19 protein-coding genes and 1 pseudogene are annotated in these 17,962 nt (G+C 66.0%); 7 read left to right on the forward strand and 13 right to left on the reverse strand.

The genetic code is table 11. From position 1 onward, the window contains the following. Positions 1-150 (reverse strand): annotated as a pseudogene (locus GOOTI_RS25725) (IS630 family transposase); the annotation flags it as partial. A gap of 196 nt (positions 151-346) precedes the next feature. Between GOOTI_RS25725 and GOOTI_RS11745 the strand changes: the two are divergent. Next, positions 347-1,408 (forward strand): PHP domain-containing protein, encoded by a 1,062-nt coding sequence (locus GOOTI_RS11745; RefSeq protein ID WP_007238809.1) that lies wholly within the window; start codon positions 347-349, stop codon positions 1,406-1,408. On the opposite strand, the gene GOOTI_RS11750 is transcribed toward GOOTI_RS11745, so the two are convergent. Beyond that, entirely contained in the window at positions 1,390-2,733 is a 1,344-nt protein-coding gene (locus GOOTI_RS11750; protein ID WP_083835905.1) for a multidrug effflux MFS transporter, read from the reverse strand. The two genes, GOOTI_RS11745 and GOOTI_RS11750, sit on opposite strands and share 19 nt — an antisense overlap. Before the next feature lie 137 nt (positions 2,734-2,870). On the opposite strand from GOOTI_RS11750, the gene cynS reads away from it, so the two are divergent. From cynS to GOOTI_RS11765, 3 genes are all read left to right on the forward strand, one after another. Next, on the forward strand, positions 2,871-3,323 hold the full coding sequence (gene cynS, locus GOOTI_RS11755) for a cyanase (protein ID WP_007238811.1): 453 nt from the start codon (positions 2,871-2,873) through the stop codon (positions 3,321-3,323). 216 nt (positions 3,324-3,539) lie between these two features. Continuing rightward, positions 3,540-4,199 carry a class I SAM-dependent methyltransferase gene (locus GOOTI_RS11760; protein WP_007238812.1) on the forward strand — a complete coding sequence of 220 codons (660 nt, stop codon included), beginning with the start codon at positions 3,540-3,542 and terminating at the stop codon, positions 4,197-4,199. A 95-nt stretch (positions 4,200-4,294) separates the two neighbouring features. Further along, entirely contained in the window at positions 4,295-4,735 is a 441-nt protein-coding gene (locus GOOTI_RS11765; protein ID WP_007238813.1) for an Rv0313 family protein, read from the forward strand. A 15-nt stretch (positions 4,736-4,750) separates the two neighbouring features. Here the strand turns inward: GOOTI_RS11765 and GOOTI_RS11770 are convergent, their stop codons facing one another. Both GOOTI_RS11770 and GOOTI_RS11775 read right to left on the reverse strand, forming a co-directional pair. Next, positions 4,751-5,584, reverse strand: a complete 834-nt coding sequence (locus GOOTI_RS11770; protein ID WP_007238814.1) for an ABC transporter ATP-binding protein — start codon at positions 5,582-5,584, stop codon at positions 4,751-4,753. Then, positions 5,581-6,621 carry an ABC transporter permease gene (locus tag GOOTI_RS11775; RefSeq protein WP_007238815.1) on the reverse strand — a complete coding sequence of 347 codons (1,041 nt, stop codon included), beginning with the start codon at positions 6,619-6,621 and terminating at the stop codon, positions 5,581-5,583. Before GOOTI_RS11775 ends, GOOTI_RS11770 begins: the two co-directional genes overlap by 4 nt. A gap of 196 nt (positions 6,622-6,817) precedes the next feature. On the opposite strand from GOOTI_RS11775, the gene GOOTI_RS11780 reads away from it, so the two are divergent. Both GOOTI_RS11780 and GOOTI_RS11785 read left to right on the forward strand, forming a co-directional pair. Continuing rightward, positions 6,818-8,020, forward strand: coding sequence for a sensor histidine kinase (locus GOOTI_RS11780; protein WP_007238816.1), 1,203 nt, complete (start codon positions 6,818-6,820; stop codon positions 8,018-8,020). Next, positions 8,017-8,652 (forward strand): response regulator, encoded by a 636-nt coding sequence (locus GOOTI_RS11785; RefSeq protein WP_007238817.1) that lies wholly within the window; start codon positions 8,017-8,019, stop codon positions 8,650-8,652. The genes GOOTI_RS11780 and GOOTI_RS11785 overlap by 4 nt, the downstream gene beginning before the upstream one ends. A 263-nt stretch (positions 8,653-8,915) precedes the next feature. On the opposite strand, the gene GOOTI_RS11790 is transcribed toward GOOTI_RS11785, so the two are convergent. From GOOTI_RS11790 to GOOTI_RS11815, 6 genes are all read right to left on the reverse strand, one after another. Next, complete coding sequence (locus GOOTI_RS11790; RefSeq protein ID WP_007238819.1) at positions 8,916-9,560, reverse strand: LutC/YkgG family protein; 645 nt, start codon at positions 9,558-9,560, stop codon at positions 8,916-8,918. Further along, the gene (locus GOOTI_RS11795; protein WP_007238820.1) at positions 9,557-11,107 is read right to left on the reverse strand and encodes a LutB/LldF family L-lactate oxidation iron-sulfur protein; all 1,551 of its coding nucleotides are present in this window, start codon (positions 11,105-11,107) and stop codon (positions 9,557-9,559) included. The genes GOOTI_RS11790 and GOOTI_RS11795 overlap by 4 nt, the downstream gene beginning before the upstream one ends. After that, on the reverse strand, positions 11,104-11,844 hold the full coding sequence (locus GOOTI_RS11800) for a (Fe-S)-binding protein (protein ID WP_007238821.1): 741 nt from the start codon (positions 11,842-11,844) through the stop codon (positions 11,104-11,106). The genes GOOTI_RS11795 and GOOTI_RS11800 overlap by 4 nt, the downstream gene beginning before the upstream one ends. A 207-nt stretch (positions 11,845-12,051) precedes the next feature. Beyond that, a complete protein-coding gene (locus GOOTI_RS11805; RefSeq protein WP_007238822.1) occupies positions 12,052-12,564 on the reverse strand; it encodes an acyl-CoA thioesterase in 513 nt (170 codons plus the stop codon). A gap of 74 nt (positions 12,565-12,638) precedes the next feature. Next, positions 12,639-13,463 carry a formate/nitrite transporter family protein gene (locus GOOTI_RS11810; RefSeq protein ID WP_007238823.1) on the reverse strand — a complete coding sequence of 275 codons (825 nt, stop codon included), beginning with the start codon at positions 13,461-13,463 and terminating at the stop codon, positions 12,639-12,641. A gap of 336 nt (positions 13,464-13,799) precedes the next feature. Beyond that, on the reverse strand, positions 13,800-14,126 hold the full coding sequence (locus GOOTI_RS11815; protein ID WP_005171066.1) for a transglycosylase family protein: 327 nt from the start codon (positions 14,124-14,126) through the stop codon (positions 13,800-13,802). A 306-nt stretch (positions 14,127-14,432) separates the two neighbouring features. Here GOOTI_RS11815 and GOOTI_RS11820 point away from each other — a divergent pair, with 306 nt between their 5' ends. Continuing rightward, the gene (locus GOOTI_RS11820; RefSeq protein WP_007238824.1) at positions 14,433-15,218 is read left to right on the forward strand and encodes an enoyl-CoA hydratase; all 786 of its coding nucleotides are present in this window, start codon (positions 14,433-14,435) and stop codon (positions 15,216-15,218) included. A gap of 85 nt (positions 15,219-15,303) precedes the next feature. Here GOOTI_RS11820 and GOOTI_RS11825 read toward each other — a convergent pair whose 3' ends face one another. The 3 genes from GOOTI_RS11825 to GOOTI_RS11835 are packed head-to-tail and all read right to left on the reverse strand — an operon-like array spanning position 15,304 to position 17,886. Beyond that, positions 15,304-16,542, reverse strand: a complete 1,239-nt coding sequence (locus GOOTI_RS11825) for an AI-2E family transporter (protein ID WP_007238825.1) — start codon at positions 16,540-16,542, stop codon at positions 15,304-15,306. Beyond that, on the reverse strand, positions 16,514-17,299 hold the full coding sequence (locus GOOTI_RS11830) for a hypothetical protein (protein WP_007238826.1): 786 nt from the start codon (positions 17,297-17,299) through the stop codon (positions 16,514-16,516). Before GOOTI_RS11830 ends, GOOTI_RS11825 begins: the two co-directional genes overlap by 29 nt. Next, entirely contained in the window at positions 17,296-17,886 is a 591-nt protein-coding gene (locus tag GOOTI_RS11835) for an RNA polymerase sigma factor (protein WP_007238827.1), read from the reverse strand. Before GOOTI_RS11835 ends, GOOTI_RS11830 begins: the two co-directional genes overlap by 4 nt. Between the last annotated feature and the right edge of the window lie 76 nt (positions 17,887-17,962).

The following is a 17,962-nucleotide window of genomic DNA, read 5'->3' on the forward strand; positions in this document are numbered from 1 at the left end:
CACTTTTCCCGACGCGATGTCCAACGCCGCGTACAGGCTGGAGGTGCCGTTGCGCACGTAGTCGTGGCTGGCCCGTTGCGGGGTGCCCGGGAGCATGGGAAAGATCGGCTGGGTGCGATCGAGAGCTTGGATCTGGGTCTTCTCGTCAAGTGCTCGCGGACCCCGGGTTGCCATTCCCCAGTCTATCAACCGAATGACAATTAATGACTCAGGACACTAGCGCCGACCGGGCGCTCTCTGGCGTCGACCGTGCGCTGAAAACCGCCGACTGTGCGCTGCCTGGCGTCGACTGTGCGCTCGTGCGCCGGCTGTGCGCTGCTGCGGAACGCGCGGGTTAGTGTGAGGGATGCGCTCGCTGATCCCGCTCACCGCGCCGGTGACGCCCGTAGATGCGCTCACGCGGATCGCGTGGCTACTCGAGCGGGACAGACAGAGCACCTATCGTGTCGAGGCCTTTCGTCGGGCAGCAGCGACGGTCGCCGAAGTCGGGGATGACGAGATCCGACGACGCGCGCAGGCGGGATCGCTGACTGCGCTGGCAGGCATCGGTACGACCACGGCGGCGGTGATCGACGCCGCCGCGTCCGGCGCGTTGCCGGACTACCTCGATCGTCTGCAGACTGCAGCGGAGCCCTTGATCGGCTCCGACGATCCGCTCTACGCCGCGGTGTGCGGCGATCTCCATGCGCACACGACGTGGAGTGACGGTGGTGCATCCATCGACGAGATGGCCTCGGCTGCACAGGCTCTCGGTCAGGACTGGCTGGCGATCACCGACCACTCGCCCCGTCTCACCGTCGCAAACGGACTCTCGGCGGAGCGGCTCGATGCGCAACTCGATGTGATCGACGAGTTCAACGCTCGCGGCGATGCCGACATCACACTGCTGACCGGGATCGAGGTCGACATCCTCGACGACGGCTCACTCGACCAATCTAAGGACATGCTCGACCGCCTCGACGTCGTGACGGCGTCGGTGCATTCGAAGCTCAGAATGGACGCCGGCCCGATGACACGTCGGATGGTGGCCGCCGTCGAGCATCCGAGGGTGCGCGTCCTCGGGCACTGCACCGGACGGCTGATCACCGGAGGACGCGGTAAGCGACCACAGTCGACATTCGATGCGCATGAGGTGTTTTCCGCCTGCCGTGACACCGGAACCGCGGTCGAGATCAATTCACGTCCCGAACGTGCCGACCCGCCCGACGACCTGCTCGCACTGGCAAGGGATCTCGGCTGTCTGTTCGCCATCGACTCCGACGCTCATGCGCCGGGCCAACTCGGGTTCAAGGCCTTGGGCGCACACCGCGCCGAGGCAATGGAGATCGATCAGGACAGAATAGTGACCACGTGGCCATTGCCTCGGCTACGAGAGTGGCTCGCCGACCCTCACACAGCCTCGTCGTGAATGCGGCCACGCGCTCGCCCGGCTGCCACGAACGCTGCAACGGAAATCGCTGCGCAACAAGCCATCACGATGGCCAGCGGTCCCGCGGTGTCGGAACCCCGGATACTCACCAGAGGTGACACCAGGGCGCCGAGCCCAAACTGCAGAGCACCCAGCACCGCCGACGCCGCACCGGCAGCTGACCCCACATGGCTCATCGCCAGGCCGGTGGCGGTGCCGAACACCAGTCCGAGGCTGCTCACGCACACGAACAGGGGCACCGCGAGCCATCCGGTGGGTGCGCCGGTGGCGACCAGGACACCGAAAGTGGCCGTCGCCAGGCACATCACGATCAACCCGGTGGCAACGATCCCGCGCAGCGAGCGAGTCGACGACAGTCTGGCGGCGAGTCCGCTGACCGCCATCAGCCCGAGTGCGTTGATTCCGAACATCAGCCCGTACACGCCGGAGCTGAGGCCCATCATGTCCTGATAGACGAATGGCGACGCCGAGATGTAGGACATCATGACGGCGAAGGCGAACGCGAATGCGGCGCTGTACCCGAGGAATCCGACGTCGAGTAACTCCGAGAAGCCGTTGCGCGGAGAGGAGTTCCGCGCGCCGTGTCGTCTCGAGCGCGGCAGGGTCTCGCGGATCACCGTCAGTGCCGACACCAGCATCAGCACCGAGATCGCCAACACCACACCGAGCACACCACGCCATCCGAGCGGCGACACCAGAAGGCCGCCGAGGAGAGGGGCCACCACCGGCGCGACGCCGCCGACGATCATCATCAGACTGAACGCCCGCGCAGCCTGACGACCCTCCGAGAGGTCGGAGATGATCGCGCGGCCGATCACCATTCCCGCCGCACCGCCGAGGCCCTGCGCGAACCGTGCCGCGACGAGCACGCCGATCGACGGTGCGAGAACGGCGACGATACCGGCGGCCACGCACAACGTGGCGCCCGCGATCAACGGCCCGCGTCGCCCGAATCGATCCGACATCGGCCCGAAGACGAGCTGCCCGAGCGTGATGCCGATCAGGAACGCTGTCAGTGAGAGCTGAACGGCCGTCGCCGACGTCTGCAGCTCTACGGTCATCTGCGGGAAAGCGGGCAGATATAGGTCCGTGGCGAAGGGCGCCACCGCCGACAGCAACGCGAGCACCACGAGAAGTAGTCCGCCGACGCCGGGCTTGTCCGCGGATGCGGATGCGGAAGGAAGCCCAGACCGTGGCTTCTGGACGCTGGGGGTCTGCGCGACAGGCGGGGACGTCTGCGCACCGCGGTGGTCGGTCGGCTGCGTGTCTCCGTCGGCTCGAGGGGAGGACGACATACTGGTCATCGAATCATGTGGTGCGCGCAGAGCACGCGGTGCCCTGAGCGTTTTCGTCTCCCGAGTGGCGCACACGCGATGTCCGAGCGAGTGTGGACTCGACGCAGATTCGAGAGCCGATGTCGACGAGACCTAGGGAGCCACTGGTGAACGCACCGATCATGTCCAAGTCCGATGCCGCCGAACTGATCGTCGCCGCGCGCATCCGCGCAGGTCTGACGTGGGCCGAGATCGCAGACCGTATCGAGGCGCCGCTGGTGTGGACGGTCGCAGCGCTGTTGGGGAAGCATCCGGTCCCCGCAGAGAAGGCCGAGATCGTCTGCGAACTGCTCGGGCTCGGCGAAGGCGTCGCCGAGAGTCTGCGCCTGCAGCCTTCCCGTACCCGCGACGACGAACTGTCCACCGATCCCACGATCTACCGGTTCTACGAGGCACTCGCGGTCTACGGCCCGGCTCTCAAAGAGCTCATCCACGAGGAGTTCGGCGACGGGATCATGAGCGCGATCAACTTCAAGGTCGACATCGCCAGGCGACCCGACCCCGACGGCGATCGCGTGGTGGTCACCTTCGACGGGAAGTTCTTGGACTACCGGTGGTGACCGGCACCCGGTGCGCCGGATCGGCCCCAACGCGCGTGATCGAACCCGAGAGCTCGATCAAACCGCTCGATCAAGCCGCTTGATCAAGCCGCTCGAATAAATACTGTGAGGACTCGATCACATCGGCTGCAGACGCGTCGCCGGTAGCATTTCGTCGGGTTTGTCCGACGGTGGAAGCGGTGTGGCAATGCGTGTTCTGAGGGATGGTGCGAGGTCATGGGCGGTGTGATCAGCGGAGTTCGGCGCCAGGCCGCGCGCGGGGCGGGACTGGTGGCGAGCTACCTGCGCCCCTATTCGTCGGCTCACGGCGTCGACGACTGTGAGGACGAGTACCGCCACGGCGAATGGGACTACCTCGCCAACGAGCAGGAGACCCCGCGATTCCACGTGGTCGCCGGCTACTGCCTACGGACCACGTCCGCACCGCGTGTGCTCGAGCTCGGCTGCGGCGAGGGCTTGTTGGCGCAGCGCCTGTCGCCCGCGCACTACGCCCGCTTCGTAGGGGTCGACGCCGCGCCGAGCGCCGTCGAACGCGCGGCGGCCCGCAGCCTGGAGCGTGCGACCTTCGTGAGCGCCGACGCCACCACGTTCGATCCCGGTGACCTCGATCCGGGTGCCGCTGACCCCGCTTTCGACGCGATCGTGTTCTCCGAGATGCTCTACTACCTGCCCGACCCGCTGGGCACCGTGCGCCGCTACGAGCAACAGTGGTTGGCGCCGGGCGGCGAGCTCGTCGTTTCCCACTTCAAGTCGATCGATCTGCCCCAGGCACGGCAGGTCTGGAAGCTTCTGCACTCCGCCTACGACACCCGCCTGCGCACCACGCTCAGTACGGGCAACCTGACCTGGACGATCGAGGCGTTGGCGCCGCGCTGAACCGGTCTGCGCTCGGGTTGGTGGCGAAGAAGCGGTCGCGTCGCCACACTGGAGTTCAGTCCGGTATCCACCGGACACTCGCAGGGAGGTAGACGATGGCAGGCAACAATCCATTCGGCATGGACCCGGAGGATTTCGATCGGTTCGCACGCGAGGCCGGGGACGGTCTGCGCGACATGGTCGGGAAATTCCTCGGTTCTCCCACCGGCGGTGTTGCATGGTCGTCGGTATTCGAGCAGACCGGTCGCCGCGCCGCTCCCGAGCCGGAGACCACCGGTGACACCGGTTCGGGTGTCTGGGCGGTGTTCGTCACCGATTCCGACGGCGGCGCCCGGGTGGAGCAGGTGTTCGCGACCGAACTCGACGCACTTCGTGCCAATCAACGCAACACCGATCCCGCCCGCCGGGTCCGCTTCCTGCCCTACGGCATCGCGGTCAGCGCACTCGACGTCGAAATGCCCACCCGCGACGGACACGGCACCGGCGAGGTCACCGACGGGTCCGACGGCGACAGCACCGGTGGCCCCACGCTGTAACGGGCACCCGCCGTGTCAGGCGACTTTCGCTGCACCCGCGCCCACGCGCTGCTGCGCCGCAATCTCGTCGTCGGAAAGTGCGCGCAGCCGGCCGTCGACCATTTCGTAGACCGCATCCATCCGGTGTAGGTGGGTCGGATCGTGGGTGACCAGCACGGTCGCGGCGTTCTGTGTGCGTGACATCCTGATCAGCAGGTCGATGATCTCGCTGCCGCGGTGCTGATCGAGCGCACTCGTCGGTTCGTCGACGAGTAGCAGAGCCGGATCGTTCATCAGGCTGCGTGCGATGTTCACCCGCTGCCGTTGCCCACCCGAGAGCTGACCTGGCAGTTTGTGCATGTGCTCGGCAAGTCCCACCTCGGTGAGTAGAGCGCGGGCGTGATCGCGCACCCTGCGGCGTCGCTGCCTGCTCAGGACGAGGTGTTGTCCGAGATGCGCGGTCACCTCGAGCTGTTCGAGTGCCGTCAGCGAGCCGACGAGATTCGACTGTTGGAAGACGAATCCGAGATGGTCGCGGCGCACCCGCGCCGACTGCTTTCGCGACAGCGCGCTCAGTTCGACGACGTCACCGGGCACGCCGCCCGACTCGAGGTCGCTGCCACTCTCAGCAGCCGGCACTGTCGCGATCGAGACGCGTCCGGAGTCGGGTCGGATGAGGCCGCCCGCGACCGCGAGCAAGCTCGATTTACCCGAGCCCGACGGACCTCTGACCGCGACGATCTTGCCGGGTGCCACGGCCAACTCGACGTCGTCGAGTGCTGTCACCCGTCCCGCGCCGTCGGGGAAGGTCAGCGTCACCGCCGACATGTCAAGAGCGGGAATTGTTCTCGGTGAAGTGGTCATGGTCATCGTGCGCCTCCCAGCGCGGTGAGTGGATCGGTGGTGACGAGGAATCGGAGTGCCAACGCTGCGCCGACGAGGCCGAGCGCGATGATCGCGACGGCGGGCACGAGCGTGGTGGACGCGGTCAGCACGAACGGGATTCCGCCGAGGAGACCGCCGACCAGTGCTGTGATCGCGGTTCCGAGCGCGGCGCCGACGACGAGCACCACCGCGGCCTGGCCCAGGGCGTCGCGCACGAGCGAGCCTGTCGACGCGCCCAGTGCCTTGAGCACCGCGATGTCGGGGACGCGCTGCACGGTCCACACGGTGAAGAACGCGCCGATCACCAACGCCGAGATCACGAACAGCAGAACGGTCATCAGGGTCAGTGAGCTGTTCTCGGCCTTGTAGGAGGCCAGCGCCGATAGCGCATCAGCGGAACTCGTGACGGTCGTCTGGGTCTTCTTCGCCACCGTCGACGTCCCACCTGTCCCCGTCGAGGTGAAGGTCGCGACGGTCGCAGCGCCGGAGTGCGGCGAGAGCGCCTGCCAGTCACCGAGCGAGAGATAGACGACAGGGCTGTGGGCGTACCAGTCGTCGCCGACCACTCGCGTGACGGTGAAGCGTTGACCGCCGAGTTCGACGATCGTGCCCGCACCCGCGTGCAGGTCGTCGGCGACCGGGGCGCTCAGTTCGACGTGACCCCGGGCCGGAGCGTCGCGGTCGGTGCCGATGAGTGCCACCGGAAGGGGCGAATCGGGCTGCGTGGACGTCGAGATCCACGAGCGGGAGATCCCCACGGCGACGGTGCTCGGCTGTGCGGATCGCCACGTGTCGAGTTGTGCTGCGGTGAGCGATGATTCGTCGAACGAGGGGGATGTGCCGGTGTCGGCGAACACCACAGACGAGCCGGGGAGGGCCTGCACTGCGGAGACGTTCTGATGTTTGAGGCCCGCTGTCAACCCGCTGAGGAAGGTGACGAGCACCGCCACGAGCACGACGACGAGCGCGATGAGCGCGAATCGTCCACGAGCGCGACGCAGATCGCGAAGCGCGACATACATCGGGAGTCCTTTCTGCTGCGTCGACCGTGGAGAACCATCGAACGCAGATGTCGATATCGGATATGTCTCCATGCTCGGCCCCGAGCCCCTACGCGCGCGTCGCCCATGAGGGTGCCGTGTTCTCCACCCTTCTTGCGCCGCGATCTCGCACTTTCGATGGATGCGTGCGGCATGTCCGGGGTTATCGTTGGGTCACATGCACACGTCCCCGCTCACCCCCGTCGTCGCAGGACTGCGCTGGGGTCTGCACCTGCTCGCCGTCGCGTTGACCGCGGTGGTGATGGCGCGCGCACTGATCGCGTCCCCCGCCGACATCGCCGCGGCGGTGGTTGCTGCGGTGTGGCTCGCGGTCTACTTCGCCGGCGGGCTCGCACTCGGCGATCGGCGCCGTGCCCTGGCGTGGTTGACGGTCCTGACCACGGTGTGGCTAGTGGAGTTGGCCCTGACACCCGAGGCGACCTACCTGGTGTTCGTCCTGTTCTTCCTCTATCTGCATCTGCTCGGCAGGCGCCGCGGATCAGTGGCTGTGGTGCTCGCGACGGCTGTCGCGGTGATCGGGTACGCGGCGCACAGCGGGTGGTCGGCAGCGGCGGTGATCGGGCCGGTTCTGGGTGCCGGGGTGGCCGTGGTGATCTCGGCGGGCTATGCGCAACTGTTCGCCGAAGCCGCGCAGCGCGAACGTCTCATCGACGAATTGGTCACGGCACGGGCCGATCTCGAGGAACAGCAACAGGCGGTGGGGCGGGCAGCCGAACGAGAACGTCTCGCGGCCGAGATCCATGACACCGTGGCGCAGAGTCTGTCGAGTATCCAGCTGCTGCTGCATGCGGCCGAGCAGGCGACGGGTGAGCGAGCGCAGGTATCGATCGCGTTGGCGCGCACCGCAGCTGCCAACGCTCTCACAGAGACCCGACGCCTCATCGCCGAACTGTCACCGGCGCCGTTGGACGGGTCCTCACTCGCTGACGCGCTGCGGCGGGTGGCGGCGGACGCGGCCGGTCACGGAATCGACACCAGCGTGGTGATCGAGGGCGACGTCGAACACCTGGCCATGCCGACCGAGGCCGCACTGGTCCGTATCGCACAGGGCGCGGTGTCGAACGTGGTGCGTCACTCGCAGGCTACGGCGTTGCATCTGACCCTGACCTACACCGACGACGACGTACACCTCGACATCGTGGACGATGGAACGGGTTTCGCCCCCGACACGTCGGAAGGGTACGGGCTCACCACGATTCGACGGCGTGTCGCCGACCTCGGGGGTATCGCCGACGTCTCGTCCGACGCAGGTGGTACCACCGTAGCGGTGTCGTTCCCCCTCGCTCCCGAGCCCGCCGACGAATCCCGCACCGGGGCCGCGGATGTGACAGCTGCGCACATGAGGGAGGGGCGACGATGATCCGGTTGCTGCTCGCCGATGACCATCCCATCGTGCGCGCAGGCCTGCGGGCGCTGCTCGCGAACGTCGACGACATCGAGGTCATCGGCGAGGTAGCCACTGCAGAAGACGCCGTCGCCTGGTGCGCCGATGTCGACCGGACACCGCGACCCGACGTCGTACTGATGGATCTCCGCTTCGGGGAAGGGCTTTCGGGGGTCGAGGCAACACGCAGCATTCACGAATTGCCCCATGCGCCCCATGTCCTGGTCGTCACCAACTACGACACCGATGCCGACATCCTCGCCGCCATCGAGGCGGGCGCGAGTGGCTATCTACTCAAGGACACCCCGCCCGCAGAGTTACTCGCGGCGGTCCGCGCTGCCGCTGCGGGGGAGAGTGCACTGTCACCGACCGTGGCCACGCGATTGTTGACCCGCGTGCGCGCGACCCCCGATTCCGTGCTCACGCCACGGGAGATCGACGTCGTCGCTCAGGTGGCGACGGGACGTAGCAACCGAGAGATCGCACGAGCGTTGCACGTCAGCGAGATGACGGTGAAGTCCCACCTCGTGCACATCTTCACCAAACTCGGTGTCGGCTCGCGTACCGCTGCCGTCGCCAAGTCGCGTCGCCAGGGACTCATCGACTGAGGGTTTCAGCCGCGTACCAGACCGATCACCTCGGACAGTGCGTCGAGATCCGCCCGAGAGGGTTCGATGAGGTGAAGTACGAGATCCCGCGGGTCTCATGGAGATCCGCGATGCGTTCTGCGACCTGCGCCGCGCTGCCGTGCAGGATGTACACCGAATCCCGGAGTGCTACGTCGTCGATATCGGGGTTCGCCCCGCGGCGAGCGAGAGCCCACCTGGCGACATGCCCACCACCAACCCGCCCGGCGCCGTATCGATTCCGTTCAGCGGCCGTCGCCGGTCACGATGATGACGTGCAGGGTGCGCGGACCGTGCACGCCCTCCACTCGGTCGAGTTCGATGTCGCTGGTCGCGCTCGGCCCGCTGATCCAGGTCTGCGGTCGGCCGGCCGATCCCGCGTCGATGAGTCGGGCGACGGCTTCGGGCACGTCGGTGACGATCTGGTCGGTGCGGATCAGACAGATGTGGACGTCGGGAACGAGCGAGACAGCGCGACGACCCTGTCCCGCCGAATGATCGAGCACGATCGTTCCGGTGTTCGCGATGCCGACGGCCGCCGTGGTGACCACCGCGCCCGCGGCATCGAGTTCGGTCGGGGAGAGGTCGTCGTCGGAGCACCATGTCACCGGGGCGTCGGCCAGCAGGTCGCGGACCACCGCGTCGGCGATGACGGGGCCGTCGACCGCGGCCAGCGCAGCGGTCACTCGCAGTGCGACGTCGTCGGCGCCGACCTGTTCGACGATGGCCTTGTAGTCGGAGACACGCTCGGCGAATCGATCCACCCGACCGAGTTCGCCAGTGCTCACCGGCTGCCCGTAGTCCCAGTCGACGGGCGTGACGTCGTCGGCGGGCACGTCGGCCAACGCGGCGCGTACCCGACCGATGATCTCCTCGCGCGCCGATGTCACGCTGGGTCCTCGTCAGATATGTTGTCGCGCTCGCGCGTCCACCACTCGCGGAATGTTTCGGCGGGCGGGACGGGAGTGTCGCGTGCACTCGACCACGGAGACATCGGCCAGGGCAGAGCACCGAGCATCCGGCGGTTGCCGAAGAAGCGGTGGCTCGTGGTGGCGGCCTTCTGCGCGGCTTCGAGCCTGCGATGGTCGGCGAAGATCTTCTCCATGGCCTTCATCGCCATCGCCTCGGCGCTCGGCAGACGTTTCCGATGCTCCTCGACGACCCGGGTACGGAGGTGAACGAGTATGTCGGGGATGGGAATCCGGACCGGGCATACGTCGAAGCAGGCGCCGCACAGACTCGACGCGTACGGGAGGGATTGGTCGATGTCCGATGCCGTGCCACGCAGTTGGGGTGTGAGGATCGCGCCGATGGGTCCCGGATAGACCGAGCCGTACGCGTGTCCGCCGGTGCGCTCGTAGACCGGGCACACATTCAGGCACGCGGAGCAGCGAATGCAGCGCAGTGCAGCGCGTCCGACCTGGTCGGCCAGAACGCCGGTGCGGTTGTTGTCCAACAGCACGATGTGGACGTCGCGAGGACCGTCGCCCTCGGCGGCGCCCGTCCAGATCGAGGTGTACGGATTCTCGCGTTCCCCGGTGCTCGACCGGGGCAGAACCTGCAGGAACACCTCGAGATCGGCCCAGGTGGGCAGCATCTTCTCGATGCCTACCACCGAGATGAGGGTCTCCGGCAGGGTCAGGCACATGCGACCGTTGCCCTCCGACTCGACGACCACCAGGCTCCCGGTGTCGGCGATCGCGAAGTTGGCGCCGCTGATACCGACCTTCGCGCGCAAGAACTTCTCGCGCAGGTGCAGCCGTGCTGCCTCGGCGAGCCGGGCGGGTTCCTCGGTCAGGTCGTCGGGCGCGGGCCTGCCCACCTTCGCCATGTTCTGTAGGAAGATCTCGCGGACCTCGCTGCGGTTGCGGTGGATTGCCGGCACCAGGATGTGACTGGGCCAGTCGTCGCCGAGTTGCACGATCAGTTCGGCCAGATCGGTCTCCCAGGCGTCGATACCCGCAGCGGCGAGTGCCTCGTTGAGCTCGATCTCCTGGGTGGCCATCGATTTCACCTTGACGACTTCCGGTGAGCCGGTGTCGCGGACGAGATCGACGATGATGCGGTTCGCCTCGGCTGCATCCCGCGCCCAATGTACGTGTGCGCCCGCGGTTGTCGCCTTCTCCTCGAACTCGAGCAGATACTCGTCGAGGTGACGCAGCGTTCGATTCTTGATCGACTCCGCGGCCACCCTCAGTTGTTCCCAGTCGTCGAGTTCTTCGACGACGGCGGCGCGCTTGTGTCGGATCGTCGACGTCGCATGCTCGAGATTGCGACGCTGCACGGTGTTGGCCATCTCGTGGCGTGCAGCCTTCGGGAACTTCGGCATCCCGACGAAGGTCTCGGTGACGCCGACGTGCGGATGCCCGAGCCCGACGCCGTGGTGTCCGCCCGGTTCCGGGCTGCCCGGGCGTGCGGCGTGGATGATCTCGCTCATGCGGGGTACTCCTCGGTCGACGCCAGGATCTCGGCGAGGTGCATGGTCCGTACTCCTGCCCGTTCGCGTGAGAGCAGTCCACCGATATGCGCCAGGCACGAGTTGTCGCCTGCGACAAGAACTTCGGCTTCGGTGTCGCGGACATGCCGCGACTTGTCGGCTCCCATGGCCACCGAGACGTCGGCGTTCTTCATCGCGAATGTGCCTCCGAAGCCGCAGCACTGGTCGGCCGCAGGCAATTCGACCAGATCGATGCCACGAACGTTGCGCAACAACCGGAGTGGCTTGTCGCCGACGCGTAGCATGCGCAGCGAGTGACACGTCGGGTGATAGGTGACGCGGTGCGGAAAGTATGCCCCGACATCGGTGATGCCGAGTACGTCGACGAGGAACTCACTGAGTTCGAAGAATCTGGGCGTCAGATCGTCGACTGCCAGGCACAGTCCGGTGTCGCCGGTGCGGGCGGCAACCGTCGCGTGCTGGTGACGGACCGACCCGATACAGGAACCCGAAGGAGCGACGACGGCGTCGAATCCCGAGAACACGTCGACGAACTGGCGCACCCCGCCGATGGCCTCGTCGGCGTAGCCGGTATTGGTGAACATCTGTCCGCAACACGTCTGTTGGACGGGAAACTCGACGCGCACGCCCAGTCGCTCCAGCAGCAGCACCGTCGCGCGCGGGGTGTTCGGCCACATCGTGTCGTTGAAGCACGTCGCGAACAGCGCAACTATCATCGTCGACCACGCGTGGTTCGGATGTGGTGCATCGGTCACCGCCAGGGTGTGTGGGCTGATGACCGGTGTTCCCTGCGACCCGGTCTGTCCTCGACGCTATGGGCACTCGTCGGGAGCGTCAACCGCTGACACACCCGGGTCTGGTGCCGCCGCCCGGATTCTCGGTGCTGTGGCCGCGATTCTCGGTGCTGTCGACGGATGGTGCGATCAGGAGTCGCGCGCCGCGCGCAGGGCCGCGCGGCGCAGTTCGGCCTCGGCGAAGCGTCGTTTCTGATCCTCGGTCTCGGGCACGAGCGGCGGCACGGCGTGCGGGCGTCCGTCGTCGCCCATCGCGACCATCGTGAAGTAGCAGCTGTTGGTGTGGCGGCGGATTCCGGAATGGATGTTCTCGGTCTCGACTCTGATACCGACCTCCATCGAGGTGCGGCCGGTGTGATTGATCGAGGCCGACAGGATGAGGAGCTCGCCCACGCGGATCGGTTCGCGGAAGATCACCCGATCAACCGACAGCGTGACCGCGTATCGACGGGAGTACCTGCTCGCGCAGGCGTAGGCCACCTCGTCGAGCAGTTTGAGAAGGGTGCCGCCGTGAACGTTCCCGGTGAAGTTGGCCATGTCGGGCGTCATGAGCAACGACATCGACAGTGTCGACCGGTCGGCGTCGGAGACGTGGTGGCCGTGTGGTGGCTGATCGTCGGGCGGAGGTTGTCCGGCGTCCATGCGGCGATCGTAGCGGGTGCATCGTTCCTGCGTGCGGTGTGTTCGACGACCGCCTCGCCGATCACCGGATGTCGTCAGCCTGCTGGCTGTCCGTCGTTGGAGCGTTCCTCGTCGATCAGTTCCTTCGTCCGCAGCAGTCGAAGCGATGTCACCAGCGCGACACCGCCGACGATGTTGAACAGCACCGCGTACCAGAACCACCCGAGCCAGTCGAGGTAGCTGACGTCGGCACCGGAGAAGATGGCGCCGAAGATCAACAGCGAGTCGAGAACCGAGTGGAACAGCTGCAGACCGGCGAGCAGGAAGGCCGCACCGACGCAGGCAACGATCCGCGCCACAGGCGATTCGGTGCCCTGCTGCATGCGGGTCAGCAGGGTCATCGTGCTGCCGCCGAGCACCGCGAGGCAGATGGATTGCAGATCGAGAGGGGCATTGACGAAGTGCTCGGCGGATTCGGCCAGCGTCGAGCTCCACTCGGGAAATGCGCGGGTCACTATCCACATCATGATCGCGCCACCGACCAGATTGGCCGCGAGTGTGCCGACCCACAGCTTCGCCAGGTCGCGAAGTCTGCCGTCGCGCGCCACGACGGCTGCTATCGGCATCAGGAAGTCTTCGGTGAACAGTTCACTGTGCGCGAGGTAGATGGCGACGAGTCCGATGGAGAACGCCAGCCCCGCGAGAAGATGATTGTCGGTCTGGTGCAGCACGGCGAGCATCGCCATGATGCCCACGGACACCTCTATCCCGCCGAACAGGCCGGTGATGAGGATGGCGCGCCCCGTGCGGTGCAGGCGCTCCGAGCCTTCGGTGACGACGGCGTCGAAGCTGCGCTCCAGCTCGTCTTCGACGGGGCCGTCATTGCGTCCGATGCGCCGTCGTACTGCTTCGTCACTCATGGTGGCCTATCCATCGGGACGAGCCGGGCGGTGGCGTCGTCGGACTGTGGCGTTCTCGGGCTGTGGCGTCGGTGGCGGGAGCGGCCGGAGCAACTCGTCGGATGTCTCGTCTCGATGGTAGGAGACATCGGCCATCGGATTTCGGACATCGGCACGGCGTCGCCGTGTCTGTCGGAACGAGAACGCCCCGCGAGGGGTGAGGACGCGTACTCGACGCGCACCCACCCACTCGCGGGGCGTTGTGAGACCTCGGGGTCGATGTCTCGGGGTTTCAGCTCTCAGCGTGGGAGGGTCTCGGTGGTCACCGAGGCTCCGGCTGAGGCAGACACCGACGGGTCAGAGGTACTGACCGCACACGGGCCATGCACCGGGGCCCTGTGTCGCCAGAACGTTCTCGGCGACTCGGATCTGCTCTTCGCGCGATGCGTTGGCCGCGCTTCCGCTACCGCCGTTGGCTTCCCAGGTGCTCTGCGAGAACTGCAGGCCGCCGTAGTAGCCGTTTCCTGTGTTGGTTGCCCAGTTGCCACTGCTCTCGCAGTTGGCGACGGCATCCCAGTTGTGTCCATCCGCCGACGCTGTCGCTGTCGCGACACCGAACGGGGCAAGTGCGAGCGCGCCGATGATTCCGGCGCGAAGGGCGGTCTTCTTCATCCGCGTGGTCATAGTTCCTCCTATCAGTCACCCGGTGGGAAAATTTGACTGGTGTCGGGTGACTCGTATTTGGACCAACGGCGACCTTACGGAGTGATCACGGAAAGGTCACATCAAGTTCGTGACCTGCGGGGCTTCGATTAGTGAATATAAATACGACATTTTCCTGTGAAATGCCTGCGCATTGCGGCGTGTTGCCGTTCTATTTCGCACATTTAAATACATCCAAGAATGTGGCGTAGATCACTGCTATTTTGTGGCTTGGCGCACAGATATTCTCGAAAGAGTGACGGATATGAGTGTAGGGAAGAGGAGCCAATGTCAGACACGAGCGTGAGTCCCGTCGTCGTCACGCGTGACGGACCACTCGGGTACCTCAGATTGACCGACAGCCGACGACGTAACCCCTTGTCGACGTCGACGATGAAGGCCGCGACGGCGGCCCTTCAGGACTTCGACGCGGATCCCGGCGTGCGAGTTGTCGTCATCGGCGCCGAAGGCCCGGCCTTCTCTGCGGGACACGATCTGACCGAACTCGTCGACCGCACTCTCGACGACGAGGAGGCGATCTTCGCGACGTGCGTCGAACTCATGACGACCATCCACGAGATCCGCCAGCCGGTTATCGCGCAGGTGGCAGGCGCTGCCTTCGCTGCCGGTTGCCAACTCGTTGCGACGTGTGATCTGGCCGTGGCGTCGACGCGTGCCTCGTTCAGTACCCCCGGAGTGCGAATCGGCTTGTTCTGCTCGACACCGATGGTGGCGCTGACCCGGTCGATCGGGCGTAAGCGAGCGATGAAGATGTTGCTCACCGGTGAGCCGATCGACGCGCTCACGGCGGCAGAGTGGGGTCTGGTGAACGATGTCGTCGAGCCCGACGATCTGGAGTCGACCGTCCGTGCGCTCGCGCTGCAGATCGCAGGCTCGAGTGCGTCGACCCTGGCGATCGGTAAACGCGCCTTCTACCGGCAGATCGACGAGTCCGAGCCCGACGCCTATCGATCGATGAGTTCGACAATGGCCACCAACGCGATGACCTGCGATGCGCAGGAGGGCATCTCGGCGTTCCTGGCCAAGCGTGCACCGGTCTGGTCGGACCGTTGACCGAGAAATCCGGTCAGCCCGGCTGACGTAGGTTCGTGGCGCGGCCGCATCACGCCTGTCGGCTCCGCTGACGTGCGATTCGGGATCAGGTGCCCGCGGCGCCCTGGTCGCGGTCTCCGGCGGTCAGCGTGGCCTGTTCTTCGTCCCTGATCCGTTGTTCCTGTTCGTTGTGACGCCGTGCCTCCTCGACCTCTTCCGTTGTCGGTCGACCCGACGAGACGAGCACGTCTGCCCAGCGCGTCGACGGGTCGATGTCGATCAACAACGCTTTGCACAGCAGCGTCAGCGGAATGGCGAGAAGTGCACCGAGCGGGCCGATCACCCAGGCCCAGAAGATCAGCGAAAGAAACGTGACGGTCGTCGTCAGTCCGACGGAGTCGCCGACGAATTTCGGCTGGATCACCGACTGGATCACGAAGTTGATCACCGAGTAGATGATGATCACCCACAGAGCCAGCGTCCATCCGCCGTCGAGAAGTGCCAGGATCGCGGGCGGGATGAGCCCCAGCACGAAGCCGATGTTCGGGATGTAGTTGGTGATGAACGAGAGCAATCCCCACAGCAGGGGAAGTGGAATGCCCATCAGCCAGAGCGCGCCGGTGTCGAAGGCGGCGACGATGAGACCGAACACCGTCGAGACGACCAGGTAGTTGCGGGTTCCCGACGCAAACGTCTGCAGAGCGTTCGCCACTTCGGGGCGTACCCGCCGCAGCACGGTGAATCGCTCGTCGGAATTGATCGAGTCGATGGCCATGAACAACAGCACAGTGAGGACCAGGATGAGGGCCGAGGCTGCGTTCGCGGTGCTCGATACGACATCGCCGACGACGTCGAAGACCTTGCCCGCGTCGACGTGCGAGAGCATGTCGTTGACCTTGTCCTCGCCGACTCCGTGATCGGCCAGCGCCTTCTGGACGTCGTCGATGAGATCGTTGAACTTGTCGCTGTACTGCGGCAGGATCGTCGCGAGCCTGGCGATGCAGTAGATCACCGAGGCGAACAGGCCGACGATGATCCCGTAGACGAGCACTATCGTCGCGAGGAACGCGGTCCACTTGGGCCAGCCCTTGCTGCGCAACCACCCGGGCACCGGGGCCACGGCGACCGTCATCATCAGGCCCAGGAAGACCGGGCCGACGATCGATCCGATCGACTTGATGCCGAGCACCGCGACGACGATGCCCGCGATGGTCAGCAATACCACCGTTCCCCGGGGTAGCGCCCACGACGGTGACCCGGGATCGTCGACCGCTGTCAGGCCAGGGTCGTCGACCGCGTTGTCACGGGGTACTACCTCATCCGATCCAGCGTCCTCGTCCGCCATGTCGACCTTTCTGTCGGCGTCGGCCCCGCAGTGGTTCCCCCGTCAGTGCTCCCCGGCTCGATCCTCGAGGTGCTGTGTTCGGGACGGCCCTGTGCGACAGGCGTTGTCGCAGCATGATCCGAATCGGACGTGGTGTTCCGCCCGGCAAAGCCTGCCAGCGGATGTCGATGTGCTGGCGTGCCAGGGCCGTCGTCTCGGAGCCCAGTGTCGAGGCGAGTACGGCATCGGCAACCTCGCGTACGCGATCGGAGTCGGCAACCAGGTCGTCGTGGTAACGGGCGATCAGTCCGATACGCACGCGGCTCACCTTCGCGTCACGCCCGGGCGCACGCTCGGACCCGGAATCGTGGGCTCCGGAATCTTCGGCACCGGAATCGTGGGCAACTGTGTCGGGCGCCCCGGGGCTGTTCGGACTGTCGAGTTCGACGAGCACGACGAGTCGACCGAGAGCGTGTCGAATCCGGGTGGCCAGTAGCTGTTTGACGACCCGGTCGCTGACGCGAATCATGTCGTCGTCGGTGTCCAGAGTGCGACCGACGCGTCGAACACGGCCGAGCTTTCCGGTGATCGACGAGATCAGATGGGCGATGTCGCGGTCGGGTTCCTCGAGTCGACGACTCGCCTCCACCAGCCAGGCATCGGTCTGGTCGTCGTCGTCGATGTCGATACGCCGAGGATCTGTGCCGGTGCGCCCGGTGTCCGCGCGTCGACTGTCGTGCGAACCCGCGCCGTTGTGCGTTCTGTTCGTTCGCGTCATGGTCGTTCTCCTCTCTGCATGCTCGATTCGGTGGTGTTCTCCCCGGGTCGCCACGGTGCCAGGCGGGTCGCGAGGTACCTCCGACTTCGCTGCAGGTGGCCGCGAACCGAACCGACCGAGATCTGCAGAACCCGTGAGATCTCGGTGAGGGACAGACCCTCGGCCTCTCGCAGCCACCATACGGCTCGTGATGTTTCAGGCAGAGTCGTCAACTCGCTTCGCAATGCCTCGACGAGCGTGGTGTGCAGCACCGCGTCGGAGGGAAGGGGGCGCGGATCGGTGAGATCGGCGAAGCGTTCCTGTTCGGTGGGGACGTCGCGGCGTCGACGCCAGTGATCGACCGTCCGGCGATGCGCGATACCGAACATCCAGGTCTTGAAGGAACTGCGAAATGCGAAGTCGGGCAATCCGCGCCACGCGTCGAGCAATGTGTCCTGCGCCAGATCCTCCGCCGTCTGCGGATCGTCGACCATACGACGCAGGTAGCGCAGTAGCGCAGGCGACACTTTGCCGACCAGTACCGAGAATGCCTCGGCGTCACCGGCCGCGGCAGCGGCGGCCAGTTCGTCCCCGGAGAAATCTCTCAACGACGGGCCTGAAGGTGGTCGTGATGCCGGACTCGGTGCTGCCGCGTGGCGGCTGGCCGATGACGGTGGTTCGTCA

The sequence above is a fragment of the Gordonia otitidis NBRC 100426 genome (assembly GCF_000248075.1).
Classification (GTDB): Bacteria; Actinomycetota; Actinomycetes; order Mycobacteriales; family Mycobacteriaceae; genus Gordonia; species Gordonia otitidis.

What these genes read in the sequence shown, in the direction of transcription:
- GOOTI_RS11770 (WP_007238814.1), bottom strand. Translation starts at nt 5,584, where the DNA reads ATGACCATGACCACTTCACCGAGAACAATTCCCGCTCTTGACATGTCG.
- GOOTI_RS11800 (WP_007238821.1), bottom strand. Translation starts at nt 11,844, where the DNA reads ATGATAGTTGCGCTGTTCGCGACGTGCTTCAACGACACGATGTGGCCG.
- GOOTI_RS11795 (WP_007238820.1), bottom strand. Translation starts at nt 11,107, where the DNA reads ATGAGCGAGATCATCCACGCCGCACGCCCGGGCAGCCCGGAACCGGGC.
- GOOTI_RS11765 (WP_007238813.1), top strand. Translation starts at nt 4,295, where the DNA reads ATGGCAGGCAACAATCCATTCGGCATGGACCCGGAGGATTTCGATCGG.
- GOOTI_RS11785 (WP_007238817.1), top strand. Translation starts at nt 8,017, where the DNA reads ATGATCCGGTTGCTGCTCGCCGATGACCATCCCATCGTGCGCGCAGGC.
- GOOTI_RS11775 (WP_007238815.1), bottom strand. Translation starts at nt 6,621, where the DNA reads ATGTATGTCGCGCTTCGCGATCTGCGTCGCGCTCGTGGACGATTCGCG.
- GOOTI_RS11750 (WP_083835905.1), bottom strand. Translation starts at nt 2,733, where the DNA reads ATGACCAGTATGTCGTCCTCCCCTCGAGCCGACGGAGACACGCAGCCG.
- GOOTI_RS11745 (WP_007238809.1), top strand. Translation starts at nt 347, where the DNA reads ATGCGCTCGCTGATCCCGCTCACCGCGCCGGTGACGCCCGTAGATGCG.
- GOOTI_RS11810 (WP_007238823.1), bottom strand. Translation starts at nt 13,463, where the DNA reads ATGAGTGACGAAGCAGTACGACGGCGCATCGGACGCAATGACGGCCCC.
- GOOTI_RS11830 (WP_007238826.1), bottom strand. Translation starts at nt 17,299, where the DNA reads ATGACGCGAACGAACAGAACGCACAACGGCGCGGGTTCGCACGACAGT.
- GOOTI_RS11815 (WP_005171066.1), bottom strand. Translation starts at nt 14,126, where the DNA reads ATGACCACGCGGATGAAGAAGACCGCCCTTCGCGCCGGAATCATCGGC.
- GOOTI_RS11825 (WP_007238825.1), bottom strand. Translation starts at nt 16,542, where the DNA reads ATGGCGGACGAGGACGCTGGATCGGATGAGGTAGTACCCCGTGACAAC.
- GOOTI_RS11780 (WP_007238816.1), top strand. Translation starts at nt 6,818, where the DNA reads ATGCACACGTCCCCGCTCACCCCCGTCGTCGCAGGACTGCGCTGGGGT.
- GOOTI_RS11760 (WP_007238812.1), top strand. Translation starts at nt 3,540, where the DNA reads ATGGGCGGTGTGATCAGCGGAGTTCGGCGCCAGGCCGCGCGCGGGGCG.
- GOOTI_RS11805 (WP_007238822.1), bottom strand. Translation starts at nt 12,564, where the DNA reads ATGGACGCCGGACAACCTCCGCCCGACGATCAGCCACCACACGGCCAC.
- GOOTI_RS11820 (WP_007238824.1), top strand. Translation starts at nt 14,433, where the DNA reads ATGTCAGACACGAGCGTGAGTCCCGTCGTCGTCACGCGTGACGGACCA.